The 24,779-nt window shown below is 63.7% G+C and carries 20 protein-coding genes; 16 read left to right on the forward strand and 4 right to left on the reverse strand.

The window, feature by feature from the left end; all coding sequences use genetic code 11:
• Nucleotides 1–433: 433 nt before the first annotated feature.
• Entirely contained in the window at nucleotides 434–760 is a 327-nt protein-coding gene (locus ACFXIV_RS40595; RefSeq protein WP_379402991.1) for a flavoprotein, read from the reverse strand.
• Nucleotides 761–1,031: 271 nt separating this feature from the next.
• Nucleotides 1,032–2,192, reverse strand: coding sequence for a helix-turn-helix domain-containing protein (locus ACFXIV_RS40600; protein ID WP_379402990.1), 1,161 nt, complete (start codon nucleotides 2,190–2,192; stop codon nucleotides 1,032–1,034).
• Between the two features lie 157 nt (nucleotides 2,193–2,349).
• Between ACFXIV_RS40600 and ACFXIV_RS40605 the strand changes: the two genes are divergently transcribed.
• Together ACFXIV_RS40605 and ACFXIV_RS40610 are read left to right on the forward strand one after the other, a co-directional pair.
• Nucleotides 2,350–2,622 (forward strand): hypothetical protein, encoded by a 273-nt coding sequence (locus ACFXIV_RS40605; RefSeq protein WP_379402989.1) that lies wholly within the window; start codon nucleotides 2,350–2,352, stop codon nucleotides 2,620–2,622.
• Nucleotides 2,623–3,608: 986 nt separating this feature from the next.
• Nucleotides 3,609–3,881 (forward strand): hypothetical protein, encoded by a 273-nt coding sequence (locus ACFXIV_RS40610; RefSeq protein WP_379402988.1) that lies wholly within the window; start codon nucleotides 3,609–3,611, stop codon nucleotides 3,879–3,881.
• Between the two features lie 572 nt (nucleotides 3,882–4,453).
• On the opposite strand, the gene purN is transcribed toward ACFXIV_RS40610, so the two are convergent.
• Entirely contained in the window at nucleotides 4,454–5,050 is a 597-nt protein-coding gene (gene purN, locus ACFXIV_RS40615; RefSeq protein WP_379402986.1) for a phosphoribosylglycinamide formyltransferase, read from the reverse strand.
• Nucleotides 5,051–5,357: 307 nt separating this feature from the next.
• Between purN and ACFXIV_RS40620 the strand changes: the two genes are divergently transcribed.
• Entirely contained in the window at nucleotides 5,358–5,528 is a 171-nt protein-coding gene (locus tag ACFXIV_RS40620) for a sulfotransferase (protein WP_379421426.1), read from the forward strand.
• A gap of 426 nt (nucleotides 5,529–5,954) precedes the next feature.
• Nucleotides 5,955–9,239: a protein kinase gene (locus ACFXIV_RS40625; RefSeq protein WP_379402984.1), complete on the forward strand. Its 3,285-nt coding sequence runs from the start codon at nucleotides 5,955–5,957 to the stop codon at nucleotides 9,237–9,239.
• A gap of 578 nt (nucleotides 9,240–9,817) precedes the next feature.
• On the opposite strand, the gene ACFXIV_RS40630 is transcribed toward ACFXIV_RS40625, so the two are convergent.
• Nucleotides 9,818–10,699 carry an enoyl-CoA hydratase-related protein gene (locus tag ACFXIV_RS40630; protein WP_379402983.1) on the reverse strand — a complete coding sequence of 294 codons (882 nt, stop codon included), beginning with the start codon at nucleotides 10,697–10,699 and terminating at the stop codon, nucleotides 9,818–9,820.
• 383 nt (nucleotides 10,700–11,082) lie between these two features.
• Here ACFXIV_RS40630 and ACFXIV_RS40635 point away from each other — a divergent pair, with 383 nt between their 5' ends.
• The 12 genes from ACFXIV_RS40635 (at nucleotide 11,083) to pntB (ending at nucleotide 24,585) form a co-directional block, all read left to right on the forward strand.
• Complete coding sequence (locus ACFXIV_RS40635; protein ID WP_379402982.1) at nucleotides 11,083–12,342, forward strand: acyl-CoA dehydrogenase family protein; 1,260 nt, start codon at nucleotides 11,083–11,085, stop codon at nucleotides 12,340–12,342.
• A 46-nt stretch (nucleotides 12,343–12,388) separates the two neighbouring features.
• A complete protein-coding gene (locus tag ACFXIV_RS40640) occupies nucleotides 12,389–13,408 on the forward strand; it encodes a phosphotransferase family protein (protein ID WP_379421427.1) in 1,020 nt (339 codons plus the stop codon).
• 78 nt (nucleotides 13,409–13,486) lie between these two features.
• Entirely contained in the window at nucleotides 13,487–13,609 is a 123-nt protein-coding gene (locus tag ACFXIV_RS40645) for a hypothetical protein (protein WP_379402980.1), read from the forward strand.
• 670 nt (nucleotides 13,610–14,279) lie between these two features.
• A complete protein-coding gene (locus ACFXIV_RS40650) occupies nucleotides 14,280–14,858 on the forward strand; it encodes a hypothetical protein (RefSeq protein WP_379402979.1) in 579 nt (192 codons plus the stop codon).
• 179 nt (nucleotides 14,859–15,037) lie between these two features.
• On the forward strand, nucleotides 15,038–16,546 hold the full coding sequence (locus ACFXIV_RS40655) for a sugar ABC transporter ATP-binding protein (protein WP_379402978.1): 1,509 nt from the start codon (nucleotides 15,038–15,040) through the stop codon (nucleotides 16,544–16,546).
• 86 nt (nucleotides 16,547–16,632) lie between these two features.
• Entirely contained in the window at nucleotides 16,633–17,769 is a 1,137-nt protein-coding gene (locus ACFXIV_RS40660; RefSeq protein WP_379402977.1) for a sugar ABC transporter substrate-binding protein, read from the forward strand.
• A gap of 165 nt (nucleotides 17,770–17,934) precedes the next feature.
• Nucleotides 17,935–18,957 (forward strand): ABC transporter permease, encoded by a 1,023-nt coding sequence (locus ACFXIV_RS40665; protein WP_379402976.1) that lies wholly within the window; start codon nucleotides 17,935–17,937, stop codon nucleotides 18,955–18,957.
• A gap of 694 nt (nucleotides 18,958–19,651) precedes the next feature.
• Nucleotides 19,652–20,185, forward strand: coding sequence for a hotdog domain-containing protein (locus ACFXIV_RS40670; RefSeq protein ID WP_379402975.1), 534 nt, complete (start codon nucleotides 19,652–19,654; stop codon nucleotides 20,183–20,185).
• 175 nt (nucleotides 20,186–20,360) lie between these two features.
• Nucleotides 20,361–20,678 (forward strand): hypothetical protein, encoded by a 318-nt coding sequence (locus ACFXIV_RS40675; protein ID WP_379402974.1) that lies wholly within the window; start codon nucleotides 20,361–20,363, stop codon nucleotides 20,676–20,678.
• Nucleotides 20,679–20,702: 24 nt separating this feature from the next.
• A complete protein-coding gene (locus tag ACFXIV_RS40680) occupies nucleotides 20,703–21,512 on the forward strand; it encodes an enoyl-CoA hydratase/isomerase family protein (RefSeq protein ID WP_379402973.1) in 810 nt (269 codons plus the stop codon).
• 41 nt (nucleotides 21,513–21,553) lie between these two features.
• The gene (locus ACFXIV_RS40685) at nucleotides 21,554–23,107 is read left to right on the forward strand and encodes a Re/Si-specific NAD(P)(+) transhydrogenase subunit alpha (RefSeq protein ID WP_379402972.1); all 1,554 of its coding nucleotides are present in this window, start codon (nucleotides 21,554–21,556) and stop codon (nucleotides 23,105–23,107) included.
• 8 nt (nucleotides 23,108–23,115) lie between these two features.
• Nucleotides 23,116–24,585 carry a Re/Si-specific NAD(P)(+) transhydrogenase subunit beta gene (gene pntB / locus ACFXIV_RS40690; protein ID WP_379402971.1) on the forward strand — a complete coding sequence of 490 codons (1,470 nt, stop codon included), beginning with the start codon at nucleotides 23,116–23,118 and terminating at the stop codon, nucleotides 24,583–24,585.
• The last annotated feature ends 194 nt before the right edge of the window (nucleotides 24,586–24,779 follow it).

Below are 24,779 nucleotides of genomic sequence, written 5' to 3' on the forward strand. Positions count from 1 at the left end.
ATAGGTGCCACCCCTGCGGGCCATCCAGATTTGGTGGTGTATAGATCCAACCTCGGCAACGCCTACTTGCTGCGCTACAAATATGGCGGAGTGCTGGCCAACGCGAACCAAGCGATTGAGCTCTACCGGCAGATGGTAGCCGCTACACCCGTTTGGCCCATCGTCGGAACGATGCGCTTTCACGCGTCGTTCGCATCTCGACGACGAGTCGCCGGAAGGCGATCGCTGCATGGAACATAAGTCCGACACTTGGGATCATCGTGGCAAAATGCGCGGGGCGACCAATGATATTCGTGACCAGATCAGCAAGGAGATGCGTGGCGGAGAGGTCTGAGATCGGTTGGCGCCCACCGGGGGTGCGATGACAACCGAATGGATCGGAAGAGTCGCCAGTTCGCAAACCCGACCCCTGGTTTGAAAGCGGAGTGTCTGATTACTTTTGGATCGCGAGCAGTGGGTGGGCAAGCAGTGCTTGCCAGGTTGTCTCCCATGGGAATAGGCGAATGTGGTCCGCCCCGGTGCCGGGTTCGTGCTGTTTGTTGACCGCATCGCTCACCAGCATCGTGACGCCCCAGTCGGAGAGGTCTCGGCTGGCGTTCTGGAGCGCGGGAAAGCTGATCTGCGCTGAGTTCGAGAAGGGCACGGCCACGATGGGCAGCCGTTTCCCGACTGCTTCCATGAGCAGGCCGAGCGGCAGGGTGTCGGAGATCCCGGCGGCCCACTTGGCCAGCGAGTTGCCAGTGAGTGGGGCAACGATCATCGCGTCCGCAGGGGGCAAGATGTCGGGGCGTCGGGTTCCTTGTAGCGGCTACGCACCGGTGCCCGGACTTCGCCTCCAGAGCCTCGGCGTCGATGAATCGAAGGCCGTTCGGGGGACGCTATGACGCACACGTCCTACCCGTCGGCGTGAGCGATATCCACCAGTCTGCCGATGTCGCGGGCGGCGGGAGCCGGTGACGATGGCGTAGAGAACGGGCGCACCGTGATCGTTCATGGTCACCAGTGTGTCAGCCGGGCAGCGGACTTCACTCTCACAGCGAGGTGCCCAGCCAGCTGGCGAATCCGGCCAAGGTATCGGTGCGTCGCTTCTCCGCCGCCGCGATGCCGTACAACGTTTCTCGGACGGCCGGGTGCAATCGGGTCTGCTGAGGTGCTGCTACCCGTGCCTTGTTCAAGGCCGCCAAGGCTTTCTCGGGCTTCCCGGACATCAGCCAGGCGCGGGCGTTGTCCTGCCAGTGGTGGCCGACCCTGGTCGGCGCGTTGTGGCGTGTGGGGATGACGATTTCGGCGCCCTCGAGTGCTGCCCGGTTCGGGTCGCCTGCTTCGAGTTCGATTGCGTGGGCATGGATTTCAACGTTGAGTGGTCCGAATGAAGTCATGTAGTCATCGGTTTCGCCTGTGCGGGAGGCGAATTCGCGGGCCGCGGTGACGTGATCGACCGCCCCAGCGTAGTCGAGTTTGCGGGCGGAGTTGATTGCTCCTGTGAGGTGGGAGTATCCCGCGAGAACCATCCCGGTACGTGTGGTGTCCGCGGTGTCGATTGCAGATCCGATGAGATCGGCCGCTACCTCCGATTCACCGTAATGAGTGAGCACCCGGGCACGGGCCAGCGCTGAGAGCGCACCCCACACGGGATCGTCGCTGCTTGACCCGTAGTGGTCGGCGAGGTCGAGTGCGGGCAAAGCCAACATGAGATGACCCGTGCGACGCACTGACCATTCGGCGAGGACGTACGCGGAGGTGAGCAACGAGTACGCGTGTGCTTGCTCGTTCCAGGACAGGTTGCGCACGGCGCCATGGATACGCCGAATGAGGGCGGGAAGGACTTCGATGGTCTGGCGGGTGCGGTCGGACCGGTACAGTTGTTGTGCCGCCTCGAGGTCGGCCTCGATCTGTGCGAGCGGGCCGGGATCGGTCGCGCGGGCGTAGCGGCCTTCGGTCAGCAGGATGGACAACTCGTTCACCGCGTCGGCGAGTGGCTTGCCATCGTCAAACGGTGCGCCTGTCAACTGTTCGGGGGTGATGCGCATGGCTTTGGCGGCGGCGGAGATGAATCCCGGGCTGGCGACTTCCCGGCCCTGCTCCACGGCCTTGACCATGCTCAGGCTGTAGTTCGCTCGTGCCGCGAGTTGCCGCTGTCCGAGTCCGGCGATCTTGCGTTCCGCGGCAATCCGTTCGCCAACATGCGCCATATCCCGAGCCTACGGCTACTCCGATCTCTGTTCTACCGGTATCGCATGGCCTTCCTGTCCCTTTCCTGTCCCATCCCAGCGTTGCCGGGCGCGAACATCATTCGTGCAAGCGACGAGAGGGGTGATCATGCGAGCTAGGCCAACAGCATTCGGCTGGTTGGACGCCGACGTGTCAGGTGTTGCGTTGCAATGGGATCGGGCGCAAATGGTGCGACTGGCGCGCCGATTGGGTTATGTACTGATCTGGTCTTCGGAGGACTCGGCCCTCGACTTGGTCGATCAGGTCCGAGAGGCGGACGTGGATGCCGTGATCGTCCCCGCGCCAGAGCATTTGGACGTCCTTACACTCGACAGGTTGATGCATCTCGCCGACGTGGAGACCGCGGCGCCGCGTGAAACGTTCGGTCGCTACTTCGGGGTCCCGGCATGAGGTCCGGGACGGCCGCCGAATTCGCGGTGCTTGGTGTCCTCGCGCCTGGTGGCCTGCTGACTGTCGATCAGCTCGCCGCCGAGGCGGGACTCACCTCGTGGACTACCCGCGGCGCTGTGGCTCGTCTAGCGTCCCGGGGCTTGATCGTTGACACGGCTCGGCGCGGACGCTGGTCGATCACACAGCGGGGGCGCGGCACGTGGGTGGCGAAGGGCCGCCGGTTCACGTGGTGATCGTCGGAGGACCGCAGGATGGGCCTATTCGGCATTCAGATCGATCAACTGATGCGGTGCCAGATTTCGTGGTCGGGGACCGTCATCGGACCAAGGTCTCGGTATAGCCGTCGGAGTGCCAGGGATCGTCGAAAGTCCGCCACGGCTCGGTCAGGTTGAGAACGACGGCCTCGACGGGATTTGCTGGTCTCGCTGCTTCCGCCTTGTCCTGGAGGGGGGACTGGTTAGGTGGACTTTCTCGGCGTGTCACGGAAGATGCTGTGCTGCTGGGCATTATCGCCAATGTTGCCGATGTTCGCGCCGCGTGCGTCGATCACGTAATTGCTCGCTTGGCCATCCTGTGGCTTTGCTGCGCCCTGGTCGAACTGTCGAAGATGGCGATGAGCGCCCTGTCGGCGCTCGGGGGCTTTGTTGCTATTTCTTCGGTGAAGGGCCTGGTGGACGACCGGAACAGCGCACTCCATGATCCAGGTTATTCCTCGCGCGCTACGCCAACGAGGGCCCCGGATGCGCTGTCTATGACCGCCACTGCGGTGCCGTCCGAGCGCTGCAGGCGAAGTCCAGCAGACTGGGCCAGCATCTTGATTCCGTCGCCAATGTCGTTCAGGTCCATTGCTTTCCCCCGTGAATCACGGAGATTCTCGCGAGCGAGTGTCACCTGCCTGGCCGCAGTATCCCATCGAGGCTCGTTCTGGGCGGGTGAGTAAAGAGCAGGACACGCGACCAACCGGAGCTGAGAAAGGGAAGGCCGCGATGCCTAGTTCCCGCGCAATCCTGGTCGAGGGCACGACCATTCAAGCGAGTCTGCCCGACTACCGCACCATCGCCAGGGCGTTCCACGGCGAAGCCGGCCGCGGCCCCGGCGCGCACTTCATTCTGGTCATGGCGGCCGGCCTCGCCGAGATCCACCGCTCGGACCATTGTCGGCCTGGCGACGGTCGCGGATCGGCCTTCCTCCGAGCCGAACTGGCATCGCTCATCGATCGATGGGTGGCAACAAATCTTCCCGGGCCGCCGGGATGGTAGGGGCCTCAACGATCGCTGGGGAGCCTCGTCGACGATATGGCCGCTGCACAGATCGAGACCGATCAACAGCGTGAATCCGGCGGTTCAGCGGAGTCGGATGAGCTCCACGCGGCTCAGTTTGGGCGAGCTTGCGATCGCGTGGCCCGATCTGATCGGCGTAGTCGCAGCGGCGCAGCCGTATTCGACGAGGAAGAGGATCTAATCCATGGGGGAGGTCATGAATGATGAATTGCCGCAGTGTGTTCCAGGAACACACTTCAATCTTCCCGTGACGCCGGTGGAGCAGCCTCCTGCCGAGCTGCTCGAGCGTTTGGTAGCGGCTGTTGAACTGTGGGCAAGAGATGCCGCAGCGACTTAGGAGCGGTTCACGAGCCCGGGTCAGCCCATCGATCGGTAGTCGGCAGGGCTCAGCACGGTGGACGATGGCGCTGGTCCGGCCGAATGCTCGCCGATGGAGACGTCGGCAACCGGACTGCGGCATTCCACGAGACAGATCACGACCCCGTCGCGGTCATCCGGATGACGATGCCCGCTGACCATTGTTCCACTGGGTGCGGCTACGGCCCCAACCTCTACTGATGATGCTCGGCGGCGATGCGTGCCACGACCTGCGGCAGCAGGACATGCTCGGCGTCGAGCACCCGCGCGGCCAGCGACTCGACGGTGTCGCCGGGCAGCACCGACACCTCCCGCTGGGCGAGCACCGCCCCAGTGTCGTACTCCTCATCCACCAGGTGCACCGATGGCCCGGATACTGTGTCGGCGGCCGCCAACACCGCCTCGTGCACTGCCAGTCCGTACATGCCGTGACCGCCGTGGCGCGGCAGCAGCGACGGGTGGATATTGATGATCCGGCCCGAAAAGTCCTTGCGCACAACAGGACCCAGCTTGCGCATATAACCCGCGGTGACCACGTAGTCGACTCCTTGCCCGATCAGCGTCGCGCGAATCGCGTCGTCCAACGCCTCGGGATCGGGGTGCGTGCGCCCGGACAGATGCCGCGTCGGGACGCTGTGGTCGCGTGCGTACGCCAACGCGCCGCTGCCCGAATTATTGGAGATCACGACAGCGACCACAAAGTCGGCATCCGGGGCCAGCGAGGCCTGATGCAGCGCCCGCAAATTCGATCCGGTGTGCGAGGCCAAAACACCGACCCGGAGCTTTGCCATGGCGGGCAGTCTTCCACATGAGCAGATCCTCACCGCACCTGCACTCGTACGCCTCACGTGGCCAAGCGTGCAGCGGCCGAACCCATCGCAACCAGGCACCCCGGAGCGTGGAGGAAGGCCGAACCATGTCAATGAATGAGCTGTCGAGCGAAGATCTCCGTCTCGAAGCTATCCGCAGGACCGGCGGGCTGGCCGACTTCGGCGGCCGCGCCCGCGAAGACGGCCTTAACCGACTCCTCACCGCCATGTATGGCACCGGACACGCTCTGCTTCCGGCCGGACTTGAAGCCGCCCCCCGGGGATGGTCGTGGAGGCCCTGCACAACCGGCTCCTGCTGCGCGACAACGTGAACCGCCATCCGCAGATCACTCAGATCCCCATCGACAAACCGGTCTTCGTTCTCGGGCTTCCCACCAGCGGGACCACGTTCCTGCACAACCTCCTGGTACTACACCCACAGCTCAAGGCACTCCTGTAATGGGAACTGCGTCACCCGATCACACCGCCGGGGCGAACCGTCGCCGAGCTCGAGCCCGCAGGAGCGGGTGCGTAGTCCGGAAGCCATGGCAATCCTCCCCGGGGACGCCTCGTACGAGGCCGATCGGCGCGCACGGTTCGGCGCACCGGTTTATGTATATGAATTGCTGCGGATCGGCACCCGACTCGCCATCCTGCCGGCCGAAGTCGTCTTTGCGATGCCACAGAACGCTCGGTCCTTGCTTTGGAGAAGATCCGCCACTGCCGACATCCGGAACAGCGTCGATCGGCACCTGGCCGGTACGTGACGACTGATCTGCCGCGGTGGTACGTATTTCTCGGAACCCGCGCGGCCTTGTTGTGGCGGTAGGTGGTCCGTGGGTGCGCCGGGGATATTCTGATTTGTGGGTGCGGTCATGGGACGGTAATGGTGGAGAATGATCCCTTCGAAACGCAGCGTGATGTCGGTATGGACCTCATCACGGAGCTGAGTGCGGCCGGGTTCGAGGACGCCGAGGAGATCGGGCGGGGCGGATTCGGCGCGGTGTTCCGGTGCACTCAGATTGCCGCAGGACGCGTGGTGGCGGTGAAGGTTTTCACCGGTGAGTTGGAGGAGAATCGGGAGCGGTTCTTTCGTGAGCAGCATGCGATGGGGCGACTCACCGGGCACCCGAATATCGTCGGCATGCTCGAGGTCGGTGAGACCGGGTCCGGTCGTCCGTATCTGGTGATGCCTTACTGCTCTCGAGGCTCGCTCGATGTACGGATCCGGCGTGATGGTCCGCTATCGGTTGCGGAGGTGCTTCGTCTCGGGGTGAAAATGGCGGGGGCGTTGGAGAGTGCGCATCGTGTGGGTGTTCTGCATCGTGATGTCAAACCGGCGAACATTCTGCTGACCGATTACGGTGAGCCGGCGTTGACGGATTTCGGGATCGCCCGTATCGCTGGGGGATTCGAGACGACATCGGGTGCGATCACTGGTTCGCCGGCCTTCATTGCGCCGGAGATCCTCGGTGGGCAGCCGCAGAGCCCCGCCGCGGATGTGTACGGGTTGGGGGCTACGTTGTTCTGCGCCTTGACCGGGCACGCGGCGTTCGAACGGCAAAGCGGGGAGGAGGTTGTCGCGCAATTCGTGCGGATCACGAGTCACCGGCTTCCGGACCTGCGTAAGTCCGGCTTGCCCGAGGACGTCTGCTCGATTATCGAGGCGGCCATGGCTCGCGACCCGCAGGACCGCCCCACGGTCGTAGGGTTGGGCGAGCAGCTGCGGCGCATTCAGCTCGATCATGGTTTCACTGTCGACGAGATGGCGCTGCCGACTGAGCCGGGGCTTGTCCCTGATGCTGTCGTGTCTTCGGAAGACTCAGTGTTACTAGAGGTTTCTCTCATCCGTGGTGGCAGGCTGCGTGCAGGCGTGGGCAACTTGCCGTTGGAGCTGACAAGTTTCGTCGATCGGCGAACCCAGCTGTCCGAGGTCAAGAACCTGCTGTCCAGTTCGCGGTTGGTGACCTTGACCGGGATCGGCGGAGTCGGCAAGTCACGGCTCGCCCTGCGTGTGGCGCACAAGATGCGCGATAAGTTCGCGAACGGAGCGTGGCTGATCGAGTTGGGGGAGCTGAACGACGCCGCGTCGCTGCCCGATGTCGTTGCCGCGGCCTTCGGTGTGCATGACTATGGAGGTGGTTCGACGCTCGACACGTTGGTCGAGCTTTTGACTCCGTACGATGTGCTACTCGTCTTGGACAACTGTGAGCACATGATCGACGCGGTTACAAGCCTGTCCGTATCGCTCATGCGAGCGTGCCCGCGTCTGCGGATTCTGGCGACCAGTCGCGAGGCTTTGGGGATCGGCGGGGAAACGGTGTATCCGCTACCGCCGCTGGAGATTCCCGATCCGGGCGTCGAACCGGAGCTGCGGACGGTGGCGCGTTATGACGCGGTGGCGCTGTTCGCCGAACGGGCTGCGGCGGCGGTGCCGGGTTTCGAAGTTACCGATGACAACAGGGTGGCCTCTGCGAGGATCTGTACCAGGTGCGAGGGTTTGCCGCTGGCGATCGAGTTGGCCGCGGCCCGGCTGCGCACGCTGTCGGTCGAGGAGATCCTGGCTCGGATGAACGACCGGTACGCGCTGCTGACTCGGGGCAGCAGGGGTGCTCCCAAGCGCCAGCAGACGATGCAGTTCTGCATCGATTGGAGCTATGACCTGTGCACGCCGGATGAGCAGCGGTTGTGGCGCCGGTTGGCCGTATTCGCCGGGGGTTTCGAACTCGATGCGGCCGAGCAGGTGTGTGTCGACGGCATGAGCGAGCCGGAGCTGCACGACGCGATGTCGGCGCTGTTGGACAAGTCGATCCTCTCCCGGAAGGAAGTGGCCGGTACGGTGCGCTTCGAGATGCTCGAAACGGTACGGGAATTCGGCCGGGAGAAGGCCGAAGAGGCCGGCGAATACGCAGACCTGTGTCGGCGGCATCTGGACTGGTGTACCGGACTGGTACAGGAAGCGGATTCGGAGTGGGTCGGTCCGCACCAGATGAAATGGGTTGAGCGGCTGGAACGGGAGCTGCCGAATGTGCGGAAGGCGCTGGAATTCGGCCTGTCCGAGTCCGACGATCGCGCGCTGCGAATCGTGTCCTCCTTGTTCCTTTTCTGGTTCGTGCGTGGGCGGCTCAGCGAGGGACGCCGCTGGTATGAGCGCGCCCTGGATCAATCACCCGGCGGCAGACCTGAGGACCGCGCCAAGGCGCTCTATGCGGCAAGCTCCATAGCAGCGATGCAGGGCGACCTGTCGACCGCCGGCAGCCGGCTGGCTGAGCTTCGGACGTTGGCCGAGCAGACGGCCGACCCGCTGATCACGGCCCTGTTGGCCAACGCGGAGTCGAACTACGCATTCTGTGGTGGCGACGGTGATCCAACTCGTACGATTGACCGTCTGGCCTGGGCTGCCGGCAACTACGAGCAGTCCGATTATCTCGGAGTGCAATTGAGTATCGCGTTGGGATGGGCCTACGCACTGAACGGGGATATGTCGCGAGCCCGTGCCTCCTACCAGAGGGCGCTCGGAATCACCGAATCGTCGGGCGAGATGATCTATCGGTCGTGGGCGTTGTGGGGGAACGGATTCGCCGAATGGCGAGGCGGCGAGCCCGACCGCGCCACGCGTGCGCTCGCCGAGGGTATTCGATTGGCCCATATGGTGAGCGATCCCCTCGTCGCCACCGGTTGTCTGGATACCCTGGCCTGCATCGCTGCCGAGCAGCACGACGCCCACCGTGCGGCCGTCCTACTCGGTGCCGCGGACGCGTCGGGGCGCCTCGCCGGCAGCTCCACGTCGTTCATCTTCCGCGCACTGCACACCTATCGTGACGAGTGCGAGCGGAGCAGTCGTCAGCTACTCGGAGCACGTGCGTTCGATGTAGCGCGCCAGGAAGGTGCATCGATGAGTCTCGATGCCGCGGCCGGTTTCGCACTCGGCCAACGGTCCAAACCTGCTGCACCGGTTCCTGATTCGTTCGAGAGTCTCACCGCGCGTGAACGTCAGGTCGCGAACCTGGTCGCCGAAGGTCTGACCAACAAGGCGATCGCTGACCGCCTGGTGGTTTCGCCGCGGACCGCCCAGGGACACGTCGAACACATCCTCACCAAGCTGGGGTTCACCTCACGCGCCCAGATCGCTGCATGGGCAGCGGCGCACGCGCACAACACATTCGAATGAACCGACACGCGGCATCTTCCCCGAGGCAGATTGACAGCGCGATCGGCGGCAGTGCGGAGTTTCGGGTTAACGGTGGATCCGATCTCCGTGTGGGTTGGCTTCCGGCTGAGGTGATCCCGCCTTGGCAGGTGATGGCGAACGTGTCGAGGGCCGGTTTAGCCCGCATGGCCCATCGTGCCCGACCACGCCCGCCTCACTTGCCGGGCGCCTGCATCGCCCTCGCCGAGAACGGGGGCGGCTTCCACCGCGGCTAAGAGGCCGTCACGTCCATCGTCATCATGGGAGGCAAGTGAGCCCATGGCCATCATCGACTTCTTCGACCGCGGCTGGACCATGGGTCCCACCGTCGGGTGCGCGTCCTACCGGTACGACAGGTCGACGGCGGGGTGTGGCGGGCCACCGGAACTGTGGGCACCGCGCATTTTTCCGGTCTGCTCCAGGCATAGGCATAGGCATAGGCATAGGCATAGGCACAGGCGCTGCTCCCTGCGGGCACGGGTCGCGGCGCTCTCGTCGAATTATTGCCACTGCCCAGGTAAGTGAATCCTGAGCTCGGTGTCGCGGGCGCAAGTGGCTTGTCACTCGAACCGCGGTGCGTCCTGGCCCTCCCAGATGTCGGGGAGTCCGTCGTTCACGGCGACAGGGAACAGCACCGGGCGTTTGTCGAGGAATGCCGCGACGCCCTCGCGCACGTCGGCGGATGCGCCGCGCGCGGTTAGCGCCCGGCTCTCGGCCCGGTGGGCGTACATCGGATGGGGAGCACCCGCCATACGCCAAATCATCTGGCGGGTAAGGGCGACCGAGACCGGGGCGGTATCGGCGGTCATCTCCCGTCCGAGCTGTTTCGCGGCGGCGAGGAGGTCCTCTGCGGGGTGTAAGGCGCTGAACAGGCCGCGGTCGAACGCTTCGGCGGAGTCGAAGACGCGGCCGGAGTAGCACCATTCCAAAGCGGTCGGTATGCCGACCAGGCGTGGCAGGAACCAGGACGCCGCGCCGTCGGGGACGAGTCCGCGGCGGGCGAAGACGAAGCCGAATTTGGTGCCCGGCGTTCCGATTCGAATATCCATCGGCAGTGTCATGGTCGCGCCGATACCCACCGCGTGCCCGTTGATCGCCGCGATCGTGGGCTTGAGGCTCTCGAAGATACGCAGCGTGACCAGGCCGCCGCCGTCTCGGTGCCTGCCGTTCTCCGTGCGGCCGGTCGCGGTGCCGGGAGGACGAACGGCGTAGTCGAAGGTCGTAGTGCCGGAAGACAAGTCGGCGCCCGCGCAGAACGTTCGCCCCTGGCCGGTGACCACCACCACGCGGACATCGTCGTCACCGTCGGTCTGGTCGAAGGCGGCGAGCAGATCGTCTTGCATCGTCACGTCGAAGGCGTTGAGCCGATCGGGGCGGGCGAGCGTGATCGTCGCGATGCCGTCGTCGATGTCGAGTGTGATGGCTCGATACGTCCTGGGCACTAGTGCTCCTCTGTTGTCTGAATAACCACAAGCTGCCAGTTCAGTGCCATGTTGAAAGGTTCAGCTCGTCCCCGCCGGGTATGCATCTTCTCGGCGGCCGGCACGCCCGTGAGCCAGCTGAGCAGCGGTACGCAGCGCGTACGGCATCGGGTTGACAGTGGCTTCGATGCCCTTGCCCGACACCGCGGCCTTGTCGGTGGTTGGTGCCTCTCCCACCACTCATATGTGGCGTAAGTCACATTCTGGCCGCATTCATTGAACCATGTTGCGAACGTTCGATCCAGTAAATTTGCCAGCGATCGGACATGGAGCTCTGATTGGACTGCCCTTCCTTGCGGTGGCTCTGGAGACCAATCTTATCGAATGTTCGATAAGGAGGACCTGTGGATTTCTCACTACCTGTGGAGCTGACCCAGAAGTTGGACGAGCTCGACGCGTTCATCGAACAGGAGATCAAGCCCCTGCAAGCCCAGGACGACAACGAGCGGTTCTTCGACCACCGCAGGGAATGGGCGCGCACGGACTTCGAGGCGGGTGGTACGCCGCGGCGGGAGTGGGAAGATCTGCTGCGCGAGATGCGGCGTCGTGCGGATGCCGCTGGATGGTTGCGCTACGCCCTGCCCAAGGAGATCGGCGGGCAGGACGGCACCAACTTCGACATGAGTGTCATTCGTGAGCACCTGGCGCGTAAGGGGCTGGGGCTTCACAACGACATACAGAACGAGTCGTCCGTGGTGGGTAACTTCCCGTACGCGCACATGATGTTGGCCTACGCCACCGAGGAGCAGAAGGCTGAATATATGGAGCCGATGCTCACCGGGGAGGCGCGGTTCGCTTTCGGGCTCAGCGAGCCTGATCACGGCTCGGATGCGACCTGGATGGAGACTCGCGCGATCCGCGACGGGGGCGACTGGATCATCAACGGCGCCAAACGGTGGAACTCCGGTATCCACTCGGCCAAATACGACATCGTCTTCGCTCGTACGTCGGGCAAGGACGGCGAGTCCCGCGGGATCACCGCGTTCTTCGTTCCTACGGACTCGCCCGGTTTCTCGGCGGACTTCTACTGGTGGACGCTGAACATGCCCACCGACCATGCCGAGGTGACTCTCACCGACGTCCGGGTACCGAATTCGGCGATCTTCGGTGAGGAGGGGAGAGGCTTGGATCTTGCGCAGACGTTCGTGCATGAGAACCGCCTCCGGCAGGCCGCTTCCGGTGTCGGCGCGGGCCAGTTCTGCATCGACCAATCAGTGGCATACGCCCGTGAGCGGGTGACTTTCGGAGTGCCACTGGCAGCGCGGCAGGCGATCCAGTGGCCATTGGTAGAGCTGCAGACCGAGGCAGAGATGCTGCGCGGGTTGATCCGCAAGACAGCCTGGGAGCTCGACCGGCTCCCGCACGCAGAGATCAGCGACAAGGTGTCGATGTGCAACTACCGAGCCAATCGGTTCGTTTGCGAGGCTGCGGATCGGGCCATGCAGATACACGGCGGTCTCGGCTACTCACGGCACACCCCGTTCGAGCATATTTACCGTCACCACCGTCGCTACCGCATCACCGAGGGCTCGGAGGAGATCCAAATCCGCAAGGTCGCCGGCTACCTATTCGGCTTCGCGGGCCCGAACAAGGTCCGCTCGTGAGCGGTCAATTCCTGGCGACATGGGAGTCGAGGTGCACAGGTCGATGATGGCGGCACTCGCAGGCATCGAGAAAGGCCCGATCGAGGAATGGCTGGTCGCGAATCTGCCCGGGTTCGCGGCCCCGGCCACGTTCACGTTGGTCCCAGGTGGTCGGTCGAACTTGACCTACCGGATCGAGGACGCCGCCGGGCACGTCTACGCCCTGCGCCGGCCGCCGACCGGGAACACGCTCCACACCGCACACGACATGGGTCGGGAATGGCGATTCGTCTCGGCGATGGCCGGGACTGCGGTGCCGGTCGCGACTCCACGGGCACATTGCACAGACCGCGCCGTGACGGGCGCGGAATTCACAGTGATGGACTTCGTAGAAGGTCAGGTCCTCGGTTCGGCTGAGGACGCACAGGCGCTCACGCTGGAGGCTCGGGCACGGGCAGGTGAGCACATGGTCGAGGTTCTAGCGGCACTACACGCGTTGGACCCGGACGAGCGAGGCATCCGCGGGTCGCGGCGCGGGTTCGCGGAGCGGCAGCTCGCTCGGTGGTCCGCGCAGGTGCGGGACACCGGCGTCGAGGGCCGCGAGCTGATCTTGTTCGACGAGGTGCACAGATTGCTGGCGAAGCACCTCCCGGCCGAGACCCGAGGGGTCGTGCATGGCGATTTCCGGCCCGGGAACATGGCATTCGGCCCGGACGGCTCTGTTGTGGCGGTGTTCGACTGGGAACTCTCGACCGCCGGCGACCCGATGGCGGACCTGGCGTACTTGGTCTCGCACTGGGCTGAGCCGGGGGAGGAGGGGCCGACGGCCGTCGAGGGCTTCCCACGCCGAGCCGATGTCGCTGCGCACTATGGCGCGCTGACCGGCCGGGACGTCTCGGGTCTAGGCTATTGGGTCGCATTCCACAGCTGGCGCTCGGCCTGCATCATCGCGGGTGTGCGCGCACGGTACTTGGCGGGTGCGATGGCGAACGACGGATATCTCGACCAGGTCCGTGCTGATCAGGCTGCGGGCCGCCTCCTGGCCGAATCTGCCCGCCAGGCACTGGAGGTCGCCGGCCTCAACTGACTGTAAAGCGCGGGTGCGCGTCAAATGAAAAAACCGATATCGAGTACGACGCGCGCTCCTTGTTTCGAAGTAAGGAAAGTGAACAACCATGATCATCTCGAAGCCCGCTGCCCCGGCGGGAATCGCCGGGTCGAGTGGACCAGCGATCCCATCGGCTACGGTCTGGTGTCCTCCAATCCGCAGCGCTGGTTGGTCGGATGACGCTCGTAGACGCGACTGAGCGGCCAGACCGATGACGTTCTCGGTGCGACCATGAATGAGTTATTTCTCGTTTGGATTTGTTATCGCATACTATGTTTGCCACACTCTTTCGCTGTCATTATCGGCGCGGTTATCCCTATGCCGGCGCTTGCTTGGTCCGAGAGGCTGTGGGATTCGACAATGCCCGTTCGTTCTGCGATGCGCACCTGTCAACCTGGACGACATCGCTGTCCGTCGCCGTAACACTCAAAATTCCCTAGCTCGAAGGTGTCGACATCGGCAACTGATCGATCTGCACGCTGGCAAACTGCCAAGCGCGATAGCCGTTCCGGGTAACAATCAGAAAGCGTCATGAACTCGCCCGCGCTGAAGTCATGACCGCCGTGAAAAAACAGTACGTCGAGTAACGATCCTAGTCATCGAGCAGCGACGAATTAAATGGACGCGCGTGGAATGCTTGCGCCCAATTCTAGTCGGACCGACACGAGGCAGGTCCTCGGAGAAATTCTGGAAAAATTTCCAAAACGTAGACAAACCAACCGGTTCACTCCTATGCTCATGACGCGTATTTCCGACGCATATCGCCAAAACATTAAAGGCACGGAAATGGCGTTGCGACTATTCCAAAGATGTCGCATTACATGCTATCCAGCGCGAGATGAGGAAACTAATGAGTAAGTTGACGCATGCCGTAGTAGGCGCGACAGCGGCGGTCGCGATCATCGGTGCCAGCGGAGGTACGGCCTGGGCTGACGACGTCGCCGAATCACAGCCGACGGTTGTCGTTTCGCCGGCGCCAGCTGTCAGCGACGTCACGCTGGTGGCGCTGCCTCAGCCAGGCAACACGTCCGCATTCGATCCGCTGGCGGACCTCAGCGATGTAACCGTACTGCCGGTCGATCAGCCGATGAGCCAGGACGACAAGATCAATGCTGCGCTGGGTGTGGCGGCGACGAAATTCGGCTTGGCCTCAGGCATGGGTGCCGCCACCGGCGCTCTCATCGGCGGTGTGGCGGGTTGTCTCATCGGGGCCACCACGATGTCTCCACTGTTTCTGCCCGGCATGGCCGGTGGATGCCTGGCAGGCGGTGCCGCCGGTGCCGGGCTGGGTTCGCTGGCAGGCACGGTCATCGTCGGCCTTCCAGTCGGCGTCGCCGCCGGAATCGAGGCGTGGAACAAGATCAACGCCCCGACGCCCCCTACCGCTCCCGTAAGCACCCCACTGACGGTCACCTCACCCGAGATGTAACTACAGCCCGAGATCGGCGACCTCGGATGCGTTGACTTCGAGGTCGCCGACGAGGCACATCTCGTCCACCCTGCAAGCCCGTCGACCACTGGTTCGCGGCACCCGTTCCCGAGGGCCCGGACGACTGCCGACACCACGACCCCGATCACCTAGAAGTCATAGAAGTTGAGGCATTCGCCATGAACGTTGAGGCTGGTTACATCCTGGAGCTTCGATCCGTGTCGAAGACGTTCGGCGCGGCGAAGGTCCTGACCGACGTCGATCTGACTGTCCGCGCCGGTGAGGTGCACGCTCTGATGGGCCAGAACGGATCGGGCAAGTCGACGCTCATCAAGATCCTCTCCGGATTTCACGCTGCGGACCCGGGGGCGTCAGCGCGCATCAATGGTGTCGAGCGGAATCTGGGGGATCCTGCTGAAATTCATACGGCCGGTGTCCAGTTCGTTCACCAGGACCTCGGACTGGTCGAGTCGCTGAGCGTCGTGGACAACCTTGCTCTCGGGCACGGCTATGCCAAGGTCTGGCGGACAGCGATCGACTGGCGGCGCCAACACGACCGCGCCCGCGCCGCGATGGAGTTGACCGGCTACCACGTCGACATCCGGCGGACGGTGGCGGAGCTCAAACCGGTCGAGCGGACGGCGGTAGCGATCGCGCGGGCGCTGTCCATCGCGGACAGCGCCATGTCCCTGCTCGTGCTCGACGAGCCCACGGCGACAATGCCGGCGCCTGAGGTAGCGCGGCTGTTCGAGGTGGTGCGCCGAGTGCGTGATCGCGGGGTCGGCGTGCTCTATGTGTCCCATCACCTCGACGAGGTCTTCGAACTCGCCGACCGAGTAACAATATTGGCAGATGGTCGTCGGGTGGCGACTCGGAAGACCGCGGACCTTGACCGCCGGACACTCGTCGACCTGATGACCGGCGGGACGGTCGACGAGGCTCCAGAAAGGGCGGAGCGCCAGTTCGGCGATCAGTGGCTGTCCGTTTCCGGCCTGGCAGGCGCCTCTCTATCAGATCTGGACCTCACTGTGCGGGCGGGCGAAGTCGTCGGTGTCGCGGGTGTCAGCGGTTCGGGCCGGGACGAACTCTGCTCGCTGCTCTTCGGTGGCCGTCCCCGGCGCGGAGACGTCCGTGTCCAGGGCACGACCATCCCTCCTCTCCGCCCGGACCAGGCCGTGGCGGCGGGCATGGCGCTGGTGCCATCGAACAGGCTCCGCGACGGGGTCGTACTCGGGATGAATGTTCGCGAGAACGTCAATCTCGCGACGCTGCGGAGACTGGCGCGCGGCGGGGTGGTCAGCCGGCGGCGTGACCACGGCCAGGCAGCGCAGCGCGTGCGCCGCTTCGGGATCAAGACCCCCTCGGCCGAAGTGAAGATCGAGGCGCTATCCGGTGGGAACCAGCAGAAAGTGGTGCTGGGCAAGTGGATCGAGACCAAGCCGCGGGTGCTGCTGCTCGACGAGCCGACCCAGGGCGTGGATATCGGCGCGAAGGCTGATCTCCATCGCCTGATCGACGAGGCGGCCGAGCATGGTGCCGCGGTGGTGGTCTGTTCGTCCGACGAGACGGAGCTCGAGCGGCTGTGCGATCGGGTCATCGTGCTTCGCGACGGGCGATGTTCGGCGGAGGTGACCGGTGCAGACGTCCGGGCAAATCGTCTGGCCCGACTCAGCCTGGGGCTTTCCTGACCTTGCTCGACCACACCAGCCACAACTGGACCATGGGCGCTCCTTGACGCCCACCAATTGATTCCAATGATGAGGAGTGCGTACTGATGATGGGTGTCGCTAGAAAGCTGCCACGGGGGGTGCTGCTGGCTGTGTCGTGTCTCCTGTTTCTCTCCGGTCTGACGGCCTGCGCGACCAGTGCTCAGCAAACGGGTGCGGGTGCGGGTGACCCCGCTTGTATCGCCGCAGCACAGAAGAATCTCGAACCGTGGTCGCACTTGCCGACGCAACTCCCAGACGGTTACACCCCGCTCTCGGCCAAACCCAAGCCGGGCTCGGTGATCTACGTCGGTGTCGGGGCAGCGCCAGCCGACGCCGACAGCGGCAAGGGTGTCGAGGAGGCTGCGAAGGCCGTCGGATGGACCTACTCGTTCATTTCGGTAGATGGCTCCGCCGAGGACTTCAACGCGAAGTTCAACGAGGCGGTCCGTCGCAAGCCGACGGCCATCCTCTGGTCGGGATTTCCTGCAGCCGCCCTCCAGCAGCCGCTGCAGGCCGCGAAGGACGCCGGCATCATCGCCGTGGCCGGGGCGATTCCGGAGCAGCCTACGAGCTTGCCCGGCTTGGCCGGCGTCACCAGCAACCCGCCCGAGTACGCCCGGATCGGCGACCTGATGGCCAACTGGATGATGTCCGATTCGAAATGTACGGGCAAAGCCGTCACATTCGGCCTCCCTTACCCTGTGCTGCAGGCCGAGGCGAATTCCTTCGTCAGCACGATCAAGGCGCACTGCCCGGCATGCAGCGCGAAGTACACGGAGATCCAGCTGAAGGACGTCGGCACCCCCGCTGCCACGACCGCAATAGTCTCGGCAGTGCAGGCGGACCCCTCGATCAAGTATGTCGGCGTCAACGTCGGAGTCTTGGCGACCGGCGTCCGTGAAGCGCTCAGCGCGGCCGGGCTGCCCGACGTGAAAGTGTTCGGTCTCAGCCCCGATAAGAACGCGATCAAAGCCCTTCAACAGGGCAAGGATGCGATGTGGATAGGTGCTACATCCAAGGCGTTCGGATACGAGATGTTCGATGCACTGCTCCGTACCTTGGACACAAACAAGATAACGACTGGTCTTCCGAAGCTACTCTCCCTGCTCACTCCGCAGAACATTCCGTCGGATGCCACCGACGCGGTCGCATACCCGTTGGACTTCCCTCAGCAGTTCTATCAAATTTGGCACGTGCAGTGACAGGTATGGGCCGGCCGCCGATCGGCGCCCGGCCTCCCAATTTCGTAGTCACCGACGTGGTTTGGTGCAGCCCACTGGGCGCTCGCGATCATTCGCACACGATCCACAGCCGGCCGTATCGAGCCGCAGAGAACGAACCCTGCCGTACCAAGGAACAGAGAAGTAATGACCGAGATCTCCGACAGCCGTGTCAATACCCAGCGTGAGGTCGAGTCTCCGCCGCGCCCCCCACTACTGGCCCGGCTCAGTATCGGCCGGTTCGCCGGGCTCTACCTCCTGATCGCACTGGTAGTGACGTTCTCTCTGACTGATCCACGGTTCGCGACGGCGGCCAACTTCCGCGTCGTCGCCGCGAGCCAGGCCATCGCCGGAATCCTCACCCTGGGTCTGGTCGTGTCGCTGATCAGCGGTGTCTTCGACATCTCGATCGCGGCCAACATGTCACTCGCGATCAGCCTTGTCGGCTTCCTCCAGTCGAACGTCCACCTCAATCCGTTCGTCGCGGTGCTGCTGACCTTGTGTGTGGGGCTTTTGATCGGCGCTGCGAACGCCGTGGTAATCACGCTCCTGCACGTCGAACCGATTGTCGCAACACTCGGTATGTCGGCCATCCTGGGTGCCGTTACCTTCTGGCTCGTCGGGGGGCAGACGATCCTCTACGGCATATCTGACGGCTTCAAGAAGTTCGGCCAGGCAACACCGCTATCTGTGCCTATCCCGGTGTTCTACTTCCTCGGTATCGCGCTCGTGCTCTGGTTCGCACTGGAGCACACCACATGGGGTCGCTACCTGCGCGCGGCGGGGCAGAATGCTGATGCCACCCGGCTGGCGGGGGTCAAAGTAATTCGACTCCAATGGTCGGCGCTGCTCGTGTCGGCCATGCTTGCGTCGCTCGCCGGCGTGGTGCTGACCATGCAGCTGGGCGCTTCATCGTTCGGGTCGGGGGGACCATATCTTCTTCCGGCATTTGCCGCTGCATTCCTGGGGGCGACTCAGGTGCAGCCGGGCAGGTTCAACGTGGCCGGGACGTTCATCGCGCTGTACCTCCTGGCGGTCGGCGTCAAGGGACTCCAGCTGCGCAACCCTTCCCTCCCGTGGATCGCCGACCTGATCCAGGGAGTGACCTTGATCGTCTCTGTGGCGCTGGCGACCTACGCACTCCGCAAGCGGCCCTCGTCCGGTACATGATCCCCGTCGGACCCGCTGCGGGGCGGCGGGCCCAATTTGCCAGTCATGGAAGTCCGTCTAGTGAGAAGGAGTAATAGGCTCGCCGCCGTCCCTGCGCCCCGGACACAGCTCAGCAGCCGAGCTGACAGAAAATTGGAGATGTCTCGACATGTTGGACTATGGCGAGAGTTGGTGGTGCGGAAAAGAAGTCGTTCTCGAAAACAGTGCGGCTGTCTACGAGTTCTATTGCGATCATCAGCATCATCGGCTGCCGGCACCCGGGTTGCTGAGGGCGACATGGATGAACGGTTTCCCACTGAGCCCGGCCTGGATACGAACTGAAGGTCGCCCACATAGTCGAGACGGAAGGTGTTGTCCCCGAACATCATCCGACCGCGCCGATCCTGCCGTTATCCCGTGACCCACCGGCCTTCCCCGCGTAGTCCGGCGATCCCTTCGACTATGCTGCCGAGGATGCTCTCATAGAGCATCGGACCTCTGCTCTCGTGGATGCCACCCTCTTCGCCATGTCCGCCGATCCGCGCTGGGTCGACCGATACAGCGCTGCCTTCGACACGGTGAGTAGCCCGCGCAGTTGGGTCCTGACCGCACGTCCCTCCGCGACATGAAGGTATTCCAGGTGATAACAGCTGACAACGAACCGCCGACCACCGTCCGGCTTCCCGCCCCGCTAGAGGCCGCGCACAGCGAACTTGTGGCGGCCACCCGGCGGCTGCAGGATGCGCTGACAGGAGCCGATGCTCCGATCGAAATCCTGCGAGCCGCAGCCCGGTCGGTCGAGGATGCGGCGACCGCCTTGGAGGAGTATCAAGTCGACTGGCGAGATCACGTCACGGGGATGCAAATGCATCTCCCGGGGCGCGGACAAACCCTCAGTCCTCCGGCTTATGTCGACAGGTTGGACAAGCATCGCCTGACCGCGCGCTGGACCTTCACCCGGTTCTACCGCGGGGGAGGGGGCGTCGTGCACGGCGGAACGATCCCGTTGATCGTCGACGAAATGTGCGGCAGGCTCGCATCGCACGTTCACGACGGCCGATCCCGCACGGCATATTTGAAGGTCGACTATCGCAAGGTCACGCCCTTGGACCGGGAACTCCGGTTCGAGACGTGGGTCGAACGCCACGAGGGACGAAAGCTCTTCGTCGCGGGTGCACTCCGCGACGGTGACGACCTGCTGTGCGAGGTCAGTGGCCTGTTCATCGCCCTGCTGCCCGGCCAGATCTGATCGAGCGGGAACGGTGCCGCAGCCTCGGCCGCGCGCACTCGAATGCTGGCGAGTGAGCGCGGCGAGGATCAGATCGACCTCATACCGTTCGAACCTGTGTGCCGCCTCGCGCAGCTTGACCGGATGAATCTCTACGCTTACTGTATCGATCGTTCGATCAGTAGGGACGGAGACCATGCGGCGGACCGCGCTCAGCAAAAATCATTGCGCCTTTCGTGAAGTCGCCAAGGCCGCTGTGGTGAAGGACGTCGTGGCGGTCTACTCGGTGCGGGCCACGAAAGGGCAGGTGCCGGGCGGGTTCCACGAGCAGATCGATGCTCTCGTCCAGCGAACCAGTGCGTCGTCCCCGGCCCCGAGTCTCGCGATCTATCGCGTTCTTGGTATCTCGACGTGCCCAGTGTTGGTCGATCTTGCGGCGGAACCAGTTGCAATCGAACCAGATCAACTCTCCAGCTGTTCGATATCGCTGCCGCCCTCCAACTCCGTCGCTTGATGCTTCGCTCGAAAGGATCCCTTCATGGCCCAGGTCACTCTTCAGGTCGATGATGCCGTCGCAACGATCACGTTGGATCAGCCCGCTCGGCTCAATGCGATGACGTTGCCGATGTGGCAGAGATTTCGTGGGCTGCTCGAGGATGTCGCCGATAACAACGATGTTCGAGTGCTGGTGCTCACCGGTGCCGGCGAAAATTTCTGCACCGGCATGGATGTGGTGGGCAGTGCTGTCGAATCGCATCCGATGCGCCGACTTCAGGTGACCAACCGGGCCATCCTTGCGTTGCACAACCTGCGGATCCCGACGATCGCTCGTCTCGACGGCGCCGCGGTCGGAGCCGGGGCCAATCTGGCGCTGGGTTGTGATTTGGTGGTCGCCTCGGATCGGGCTCGCCTGTCGGAGATCTTCACGCATCGAGCACTGTCGGTCGATTCCGGAGGCTCGTGGATTCTTCCGCGGCTCATCGGACTACACAGGGCGAAAGAACTCTGCTTCCTGGGCGACATGATCTCTGCTCAGCAAGGTCGCGAATTGGGCTTGTTCACGAAGGTGGTACCGGCGACCGAATTGGACAAGGAAGTAGCTGAGCTGGCTGCCCGGCTCGCCGCGGCACCGCCGATTGCGCTGCAGCAGACGAAGCGTCTGCTCAACGAAGGCTATTCCGCGACATTCGAGCAGGCGCTGGAGAGCGAGTTCCGCGCGCAGAGTGTCAATTTGCAGGGTGCGGACTCGGCCGAGGCGTTCGCCGCTTTCCGTGTCAAACGAACCCCGACCTACACCGGCGGCGGATACCGCAACATCACGCCATCGGCCGGCAACGAAGCGGACTGAGGTATGGGCTTTCGTTGCTCGAACGTGAATGAGGAGATCCGATGATCATCGGAGTGTTGAAGGAAGCCAAGCCAGGGGAGACTCGAGTTGCCGCGACGCCTACAACGGCAGCTCAGCTGCTGAAACTGGGTTACGAGGTCGTGGTCGAGTCAGGAGCCGGTGCCGCGGCGAGCTTTTCCGACGACGCGTACAGAGAAGCTGGAGCGTCGATCGGTGACGCAATCCGGGCCGAAGTGGTCCTCGGTGTAAATGCGCCGGTAAAGGCGCAGCTCGACGCAATGGCAGCGGGGGCAATACTGGTCAGTTTGCTGAGTCCGGCCACGAACAAGGACTTGGTAGACGACCTGTTGCAGCGTCCGCTGACGGCGCTGGCAATGGACGCGGTGCCACGGATTTCCCGAGCACAATCGCTGGACGTCCTGTCGTCGATGGCGAATATTGCGGGCTACCGTGCGGTGGTCGAGGCGGCGCACGCCTTCGGCCGATTCTTCGCCGGACAAGTCACTGCGGCAGGCAAAGTGCCGCCCGCGAAGGTGCTGGTCGTCGGTGCCGGCGTGGCCGGCCTCGCGGCGATCGGCGCTGCGGGGTCGCTCGGCGCAGTCGTCCGCGCGACGGATCCGCGTCCTGAGGTTGCCGATCAAGTCCGCAGCGTGGGTGGAGAGTACCTCTCCATCGAGGCCGCTGATGTCGAGGTATCGACGACCGGCTACGCCAAGGAAATGAACGACGACTACAAGGCGCGTGAAGCGCAGCTTTACTCGGATCAGTGCCGGGACGTAGACATCATCATCACCACTGCACTCATCCCGGGTAAGCCCGCGCCGCGGATCATCAGCGACGACATGGTCGCCTCGATGCGCCCGGGCAGCGTGATCGTCGATATGGCCGCGGCCAACGGAGGAAACGTTGCGGGCACCGTGGCGGGCAAGGCCGTGACCACGGCGAACGGGGTTTCCATCCTCGGATTTACCGACCTTGCGGGTCGGATGCCGGCACAGTCGTCCCAGCTGTACGGTACGAACCTCGTCAATCTCATGAAACTGTTGACGCCGGCCAAGGACGGCACGCCGGTTCTCGACATGGACGACATCGTCGTCCGATCCATAACCGTGGTCCGTGACGGCGAGCGCCTCTGGCCGCCACCGCCCGCGAGCGTCTCTGCAGCTCCATCCAAGATGGCCGAAGCTCCGGCGGCGGCCGCCACGATCGAGCCGGAAAAGTCCATGTCGGCGGCGGTCAAGCTCGTACTGACCGTATTGGCGATCGCGGTACCGTTCGGGTTGGTCGCGGTTTCCCCGCCTGCGCTCCAGAGCCATCTCACCGTATTCGCACTCGCAGTCGTGGTCGGCTTCTACGTCATCGGACGCGTTCGGCATGCGCTGCACACCCCGCTGATGTCGGTGACCAACGCGATCTCAGGAATCATCGTTGTCGGCGCGCTTTTGCAAGTGGGGCGCGGCAACGCGGTGATCACCTGGCTGTCGTTCGGTGCGATCTTGCTGGTTTCGATCAATATTTTCGGAGGGTTCGCCATCACCCGGCGAATGCTCGCCATGTTCTCGGTGGCTGCGCCGAGCCCGAGCCCGAAAGCCTGAGTCCGGACATGACTATCGACTCCCTTGCAGAGGCGGCGTATATCGTCGCCGCGTTGATGTTTGTCTTGGCGCTGGCAGGCCTGTCACAACACGAGACCGCGGCGACTGGCAACAGGCTCGGTATTGCCGGGATGGTCATTGCGCTTGCGGCGACCGTCGCGCTTGCCGTCCACCGGGAGATCTCCGTTCTCGGGGTGGTTCTCCTGATCGTGGCGATGTCGGCCGGTGCCGCGGCCGGTTTGCAGCGCGCTCGCGTCGTGCAGATGACCGGGATGCCTGAGCTGATCGCACTACTGCACTCCTTCGTCGGACTGGCGGCCGTACTGGTGGGCTGGAACAGCTACCAGCAGGTCGAAGCTCTGCCGACCGGCGCGGAGGCGGTGGCACTAGCGGACCTCGGCCTGGTCAGGATCCATTCCGCCGAGGTATTTATCGGCGTGTTCATCGGGGCAGTGACGTTCACCGGTTCGATCGTGGCATTTCTGAAGCTGTCGGCCCGAATCAAATCCGCGCCTCTGATGCTTCCCGGCAAGAACATCCTCAACCTGGGTGCGTTGGCCGTATTCGTGGCGCTGACGGCGTGGTTTGTGGCCGAACCGCAGCTGTGGCTGCTTATCGCGGTAACCGTTGTCGCTCTCGGATTGGGCTGGCACCTGGTCGCATCTATCGGCGGGGGTGACATGCCGGTCGTCGTATCGATGCTCAACAGCTATTCGGGCTGGGCAGCTGCGGCCAGCGGGTTCCTGCTTGCGAACAACTTGCTTATCATCACGGGCGCTCTTGTCGGCGCCTCGGGCGCGTACTTGTCATACATCATGTGCAAGGCCATGAACCGGTCGTTCCTCTCGGTCATCGCAGGCGGCTTCGGTGTCGAAGCGGGGCCGGCAGATGACACCGACTACGGCGAATACCGCGAGATCACCGTTGACGGCGTCGCCGAGCTGCTCGCCGACGCCAGCAGCGTGATCATTACCCCTGGCTACGGAATGGCGGTGGCGCAGGCGCAGCACGGCGTCGCTGAGATCACCCGTCGGCTGAGCGACAGGGGCGTGAACGTCCGCTTCGGCATTCACCCCGTCGCCGGGCGCCTGCCCGGGCACATGAACGTGCTGCTCGCCGAGGCTAGTGTGCCCTACGACATAGTCCTGGAAATGGACGAGATCAACGACGACTTCGCTGACACCGATGTCGTGCTCGTGATCGGCGCCAACGACACAGTCAATCCCGCCGCCGCGGAAGATCCAGCCTCGCCGATCGCCGGCATGCCGGTCCTCAATGTGTGGGAGGCCAGGAACGTGATCGTGTTCAAGCGGTCGATGTCTTCCGGCTATGCCGGGGTGCAGAATCCGCTGTTCTTCCGCGAGAACTCCGCAATGCTGTTCGGCGACGCCAAGGAAAGGGTCGACGACCTCATTCGTGCCCTGCCGTCGGCCGGCCCGGTTGGCGCGGCCCACTCGGCCGCGATCTCCGTGGCATAGTTCGGACTTCGCAGAAGCACCGCGTGGTGCTCCGTGAAGCCTTTTGACCTGGGCTTGTCAGGTATTTGCGTCTCAACAACCTTGACGGGAATGCCGCGAGTCCTCTAAATTTAACGATCGTTCGAACAGTAGAATGTGCAACTGAGCCGGATGGTCTTCGGCGCTGGTCATGGGGCCTGGAAGTTCAAGGTCCA

This window comes from Nocardia sp. NPDC059236, assembly GCF_042754085.1.
In the GTDB taxonomy this organism is placed as follows: Bacteria; Actinomycetota; Actinomycetes; order Mycobacteriales; family Mycobacteriaceae; genus Nocardia.

Excerpts from the sequence above, each read along its gene's own strand:
- ACFXIV_RS40595 (WP_379402991.1), bottom strand. The coding sequence starts at position 760 with ATGATCGTTGCCCCACTCACTGGCAACTCGCTGGCCAAGTGGGCCGCC.
- ACFXIV_RS40600 (WP_379402990.1), bottom strand. The coding sequence starts at position 2,192 with ATGGCGCATGTTGGCGAACGGATTGCCGCGGAACGCAAGATCGCCGGA.
- ACFXIV_RS40610 (WP_379402988.1), top strand. The coding sequence starts at position 3,609 with ATGCCTAGTTCCCGCGCAATCCTGGTCGAGGGCACGACCATTCAAGCG.
- purN (WP_379402986.1), bottom strand. The coding sequence starts at position 5,050 with ATGGCAAAGCTCCGGGTCGGTGTTTTGGCCTCGCACACCGGATCGAAT.
- ACFXIV_RS40625 (WP_379402984.1), top strand. The coding sequence starts at position 5,955 with ATGGTGGAGAATGATCCCTTCGAAACGCAGCGTGATGTCGGTATGGAC.
- ACFXIV_RS40640 (WP_379421427.1), top strand. The coding sequence starts at position 12,389 with ATGGCGGCACTCGCAGGCATCGAGAAAGGCCCGATCGAGGAATGGCTG.
- ACFXIV_RS40650 (WP_379402979.1), top strand. The coding sequence starts at position 14,280 with ATGAGTAAGTTGACGCATGCCGTAGTAGGCGCGACAGCGGCGGTCGCG.
- ACFXIV_RS40655 (WP_379402978.1), top strand. The coding sequence starts at position 15,038 with ATGAACGTTGAGGCTGGTTACATCCTGGAGCTTCGATCCGTGTCGAAG.
- ACFXIV_RS40660 (WP_379402977.1), top strand. The coding sequence starts at position 16,633 with ATGATGGGTGTCGCTAGAAAGCTGCCACGGGGGGTGCTGCTGGCTGTG.
- ACFXIV_RS40665 (WP_379402976.1), top strand. The coding sequence starts at position 17,935 with ATGACCGAGATCTCCGACAGCCGTGTCAATACCCAGCGTGAGGTCGAG.
- ACFXIV_RS40675 (WP_379402974.1), top strand. The coding sequence starts at position 20,361 with ATGCGGCGGACCGCGCTCAGCAAAAATCATTGCGCCTTTCGTGAAGTC.
- ACFXIV_RS40680 (WP_379402973.1), top strand. The coding sequence starts at position 20,703 with ATGGCCCAGGTCACTCTTCAGGTCGATGATGCCGTCGCAACGATCACG.
- ACFXIV_RS40685 (WP_379402972.1), top strand. The coding sequence starts at position 21,554 with ATGATCATCGGAGTGTTGAAGGAAGCCAAGCCAGGGGAGACTCGAGTT.
- pntB (WP_379402971.1), top strand. The coding sequence starts at position 23,116 with ATGACTATCGACTCCCTTGCAGAGGCGGCGTATATCGTCGCCGCGTTG.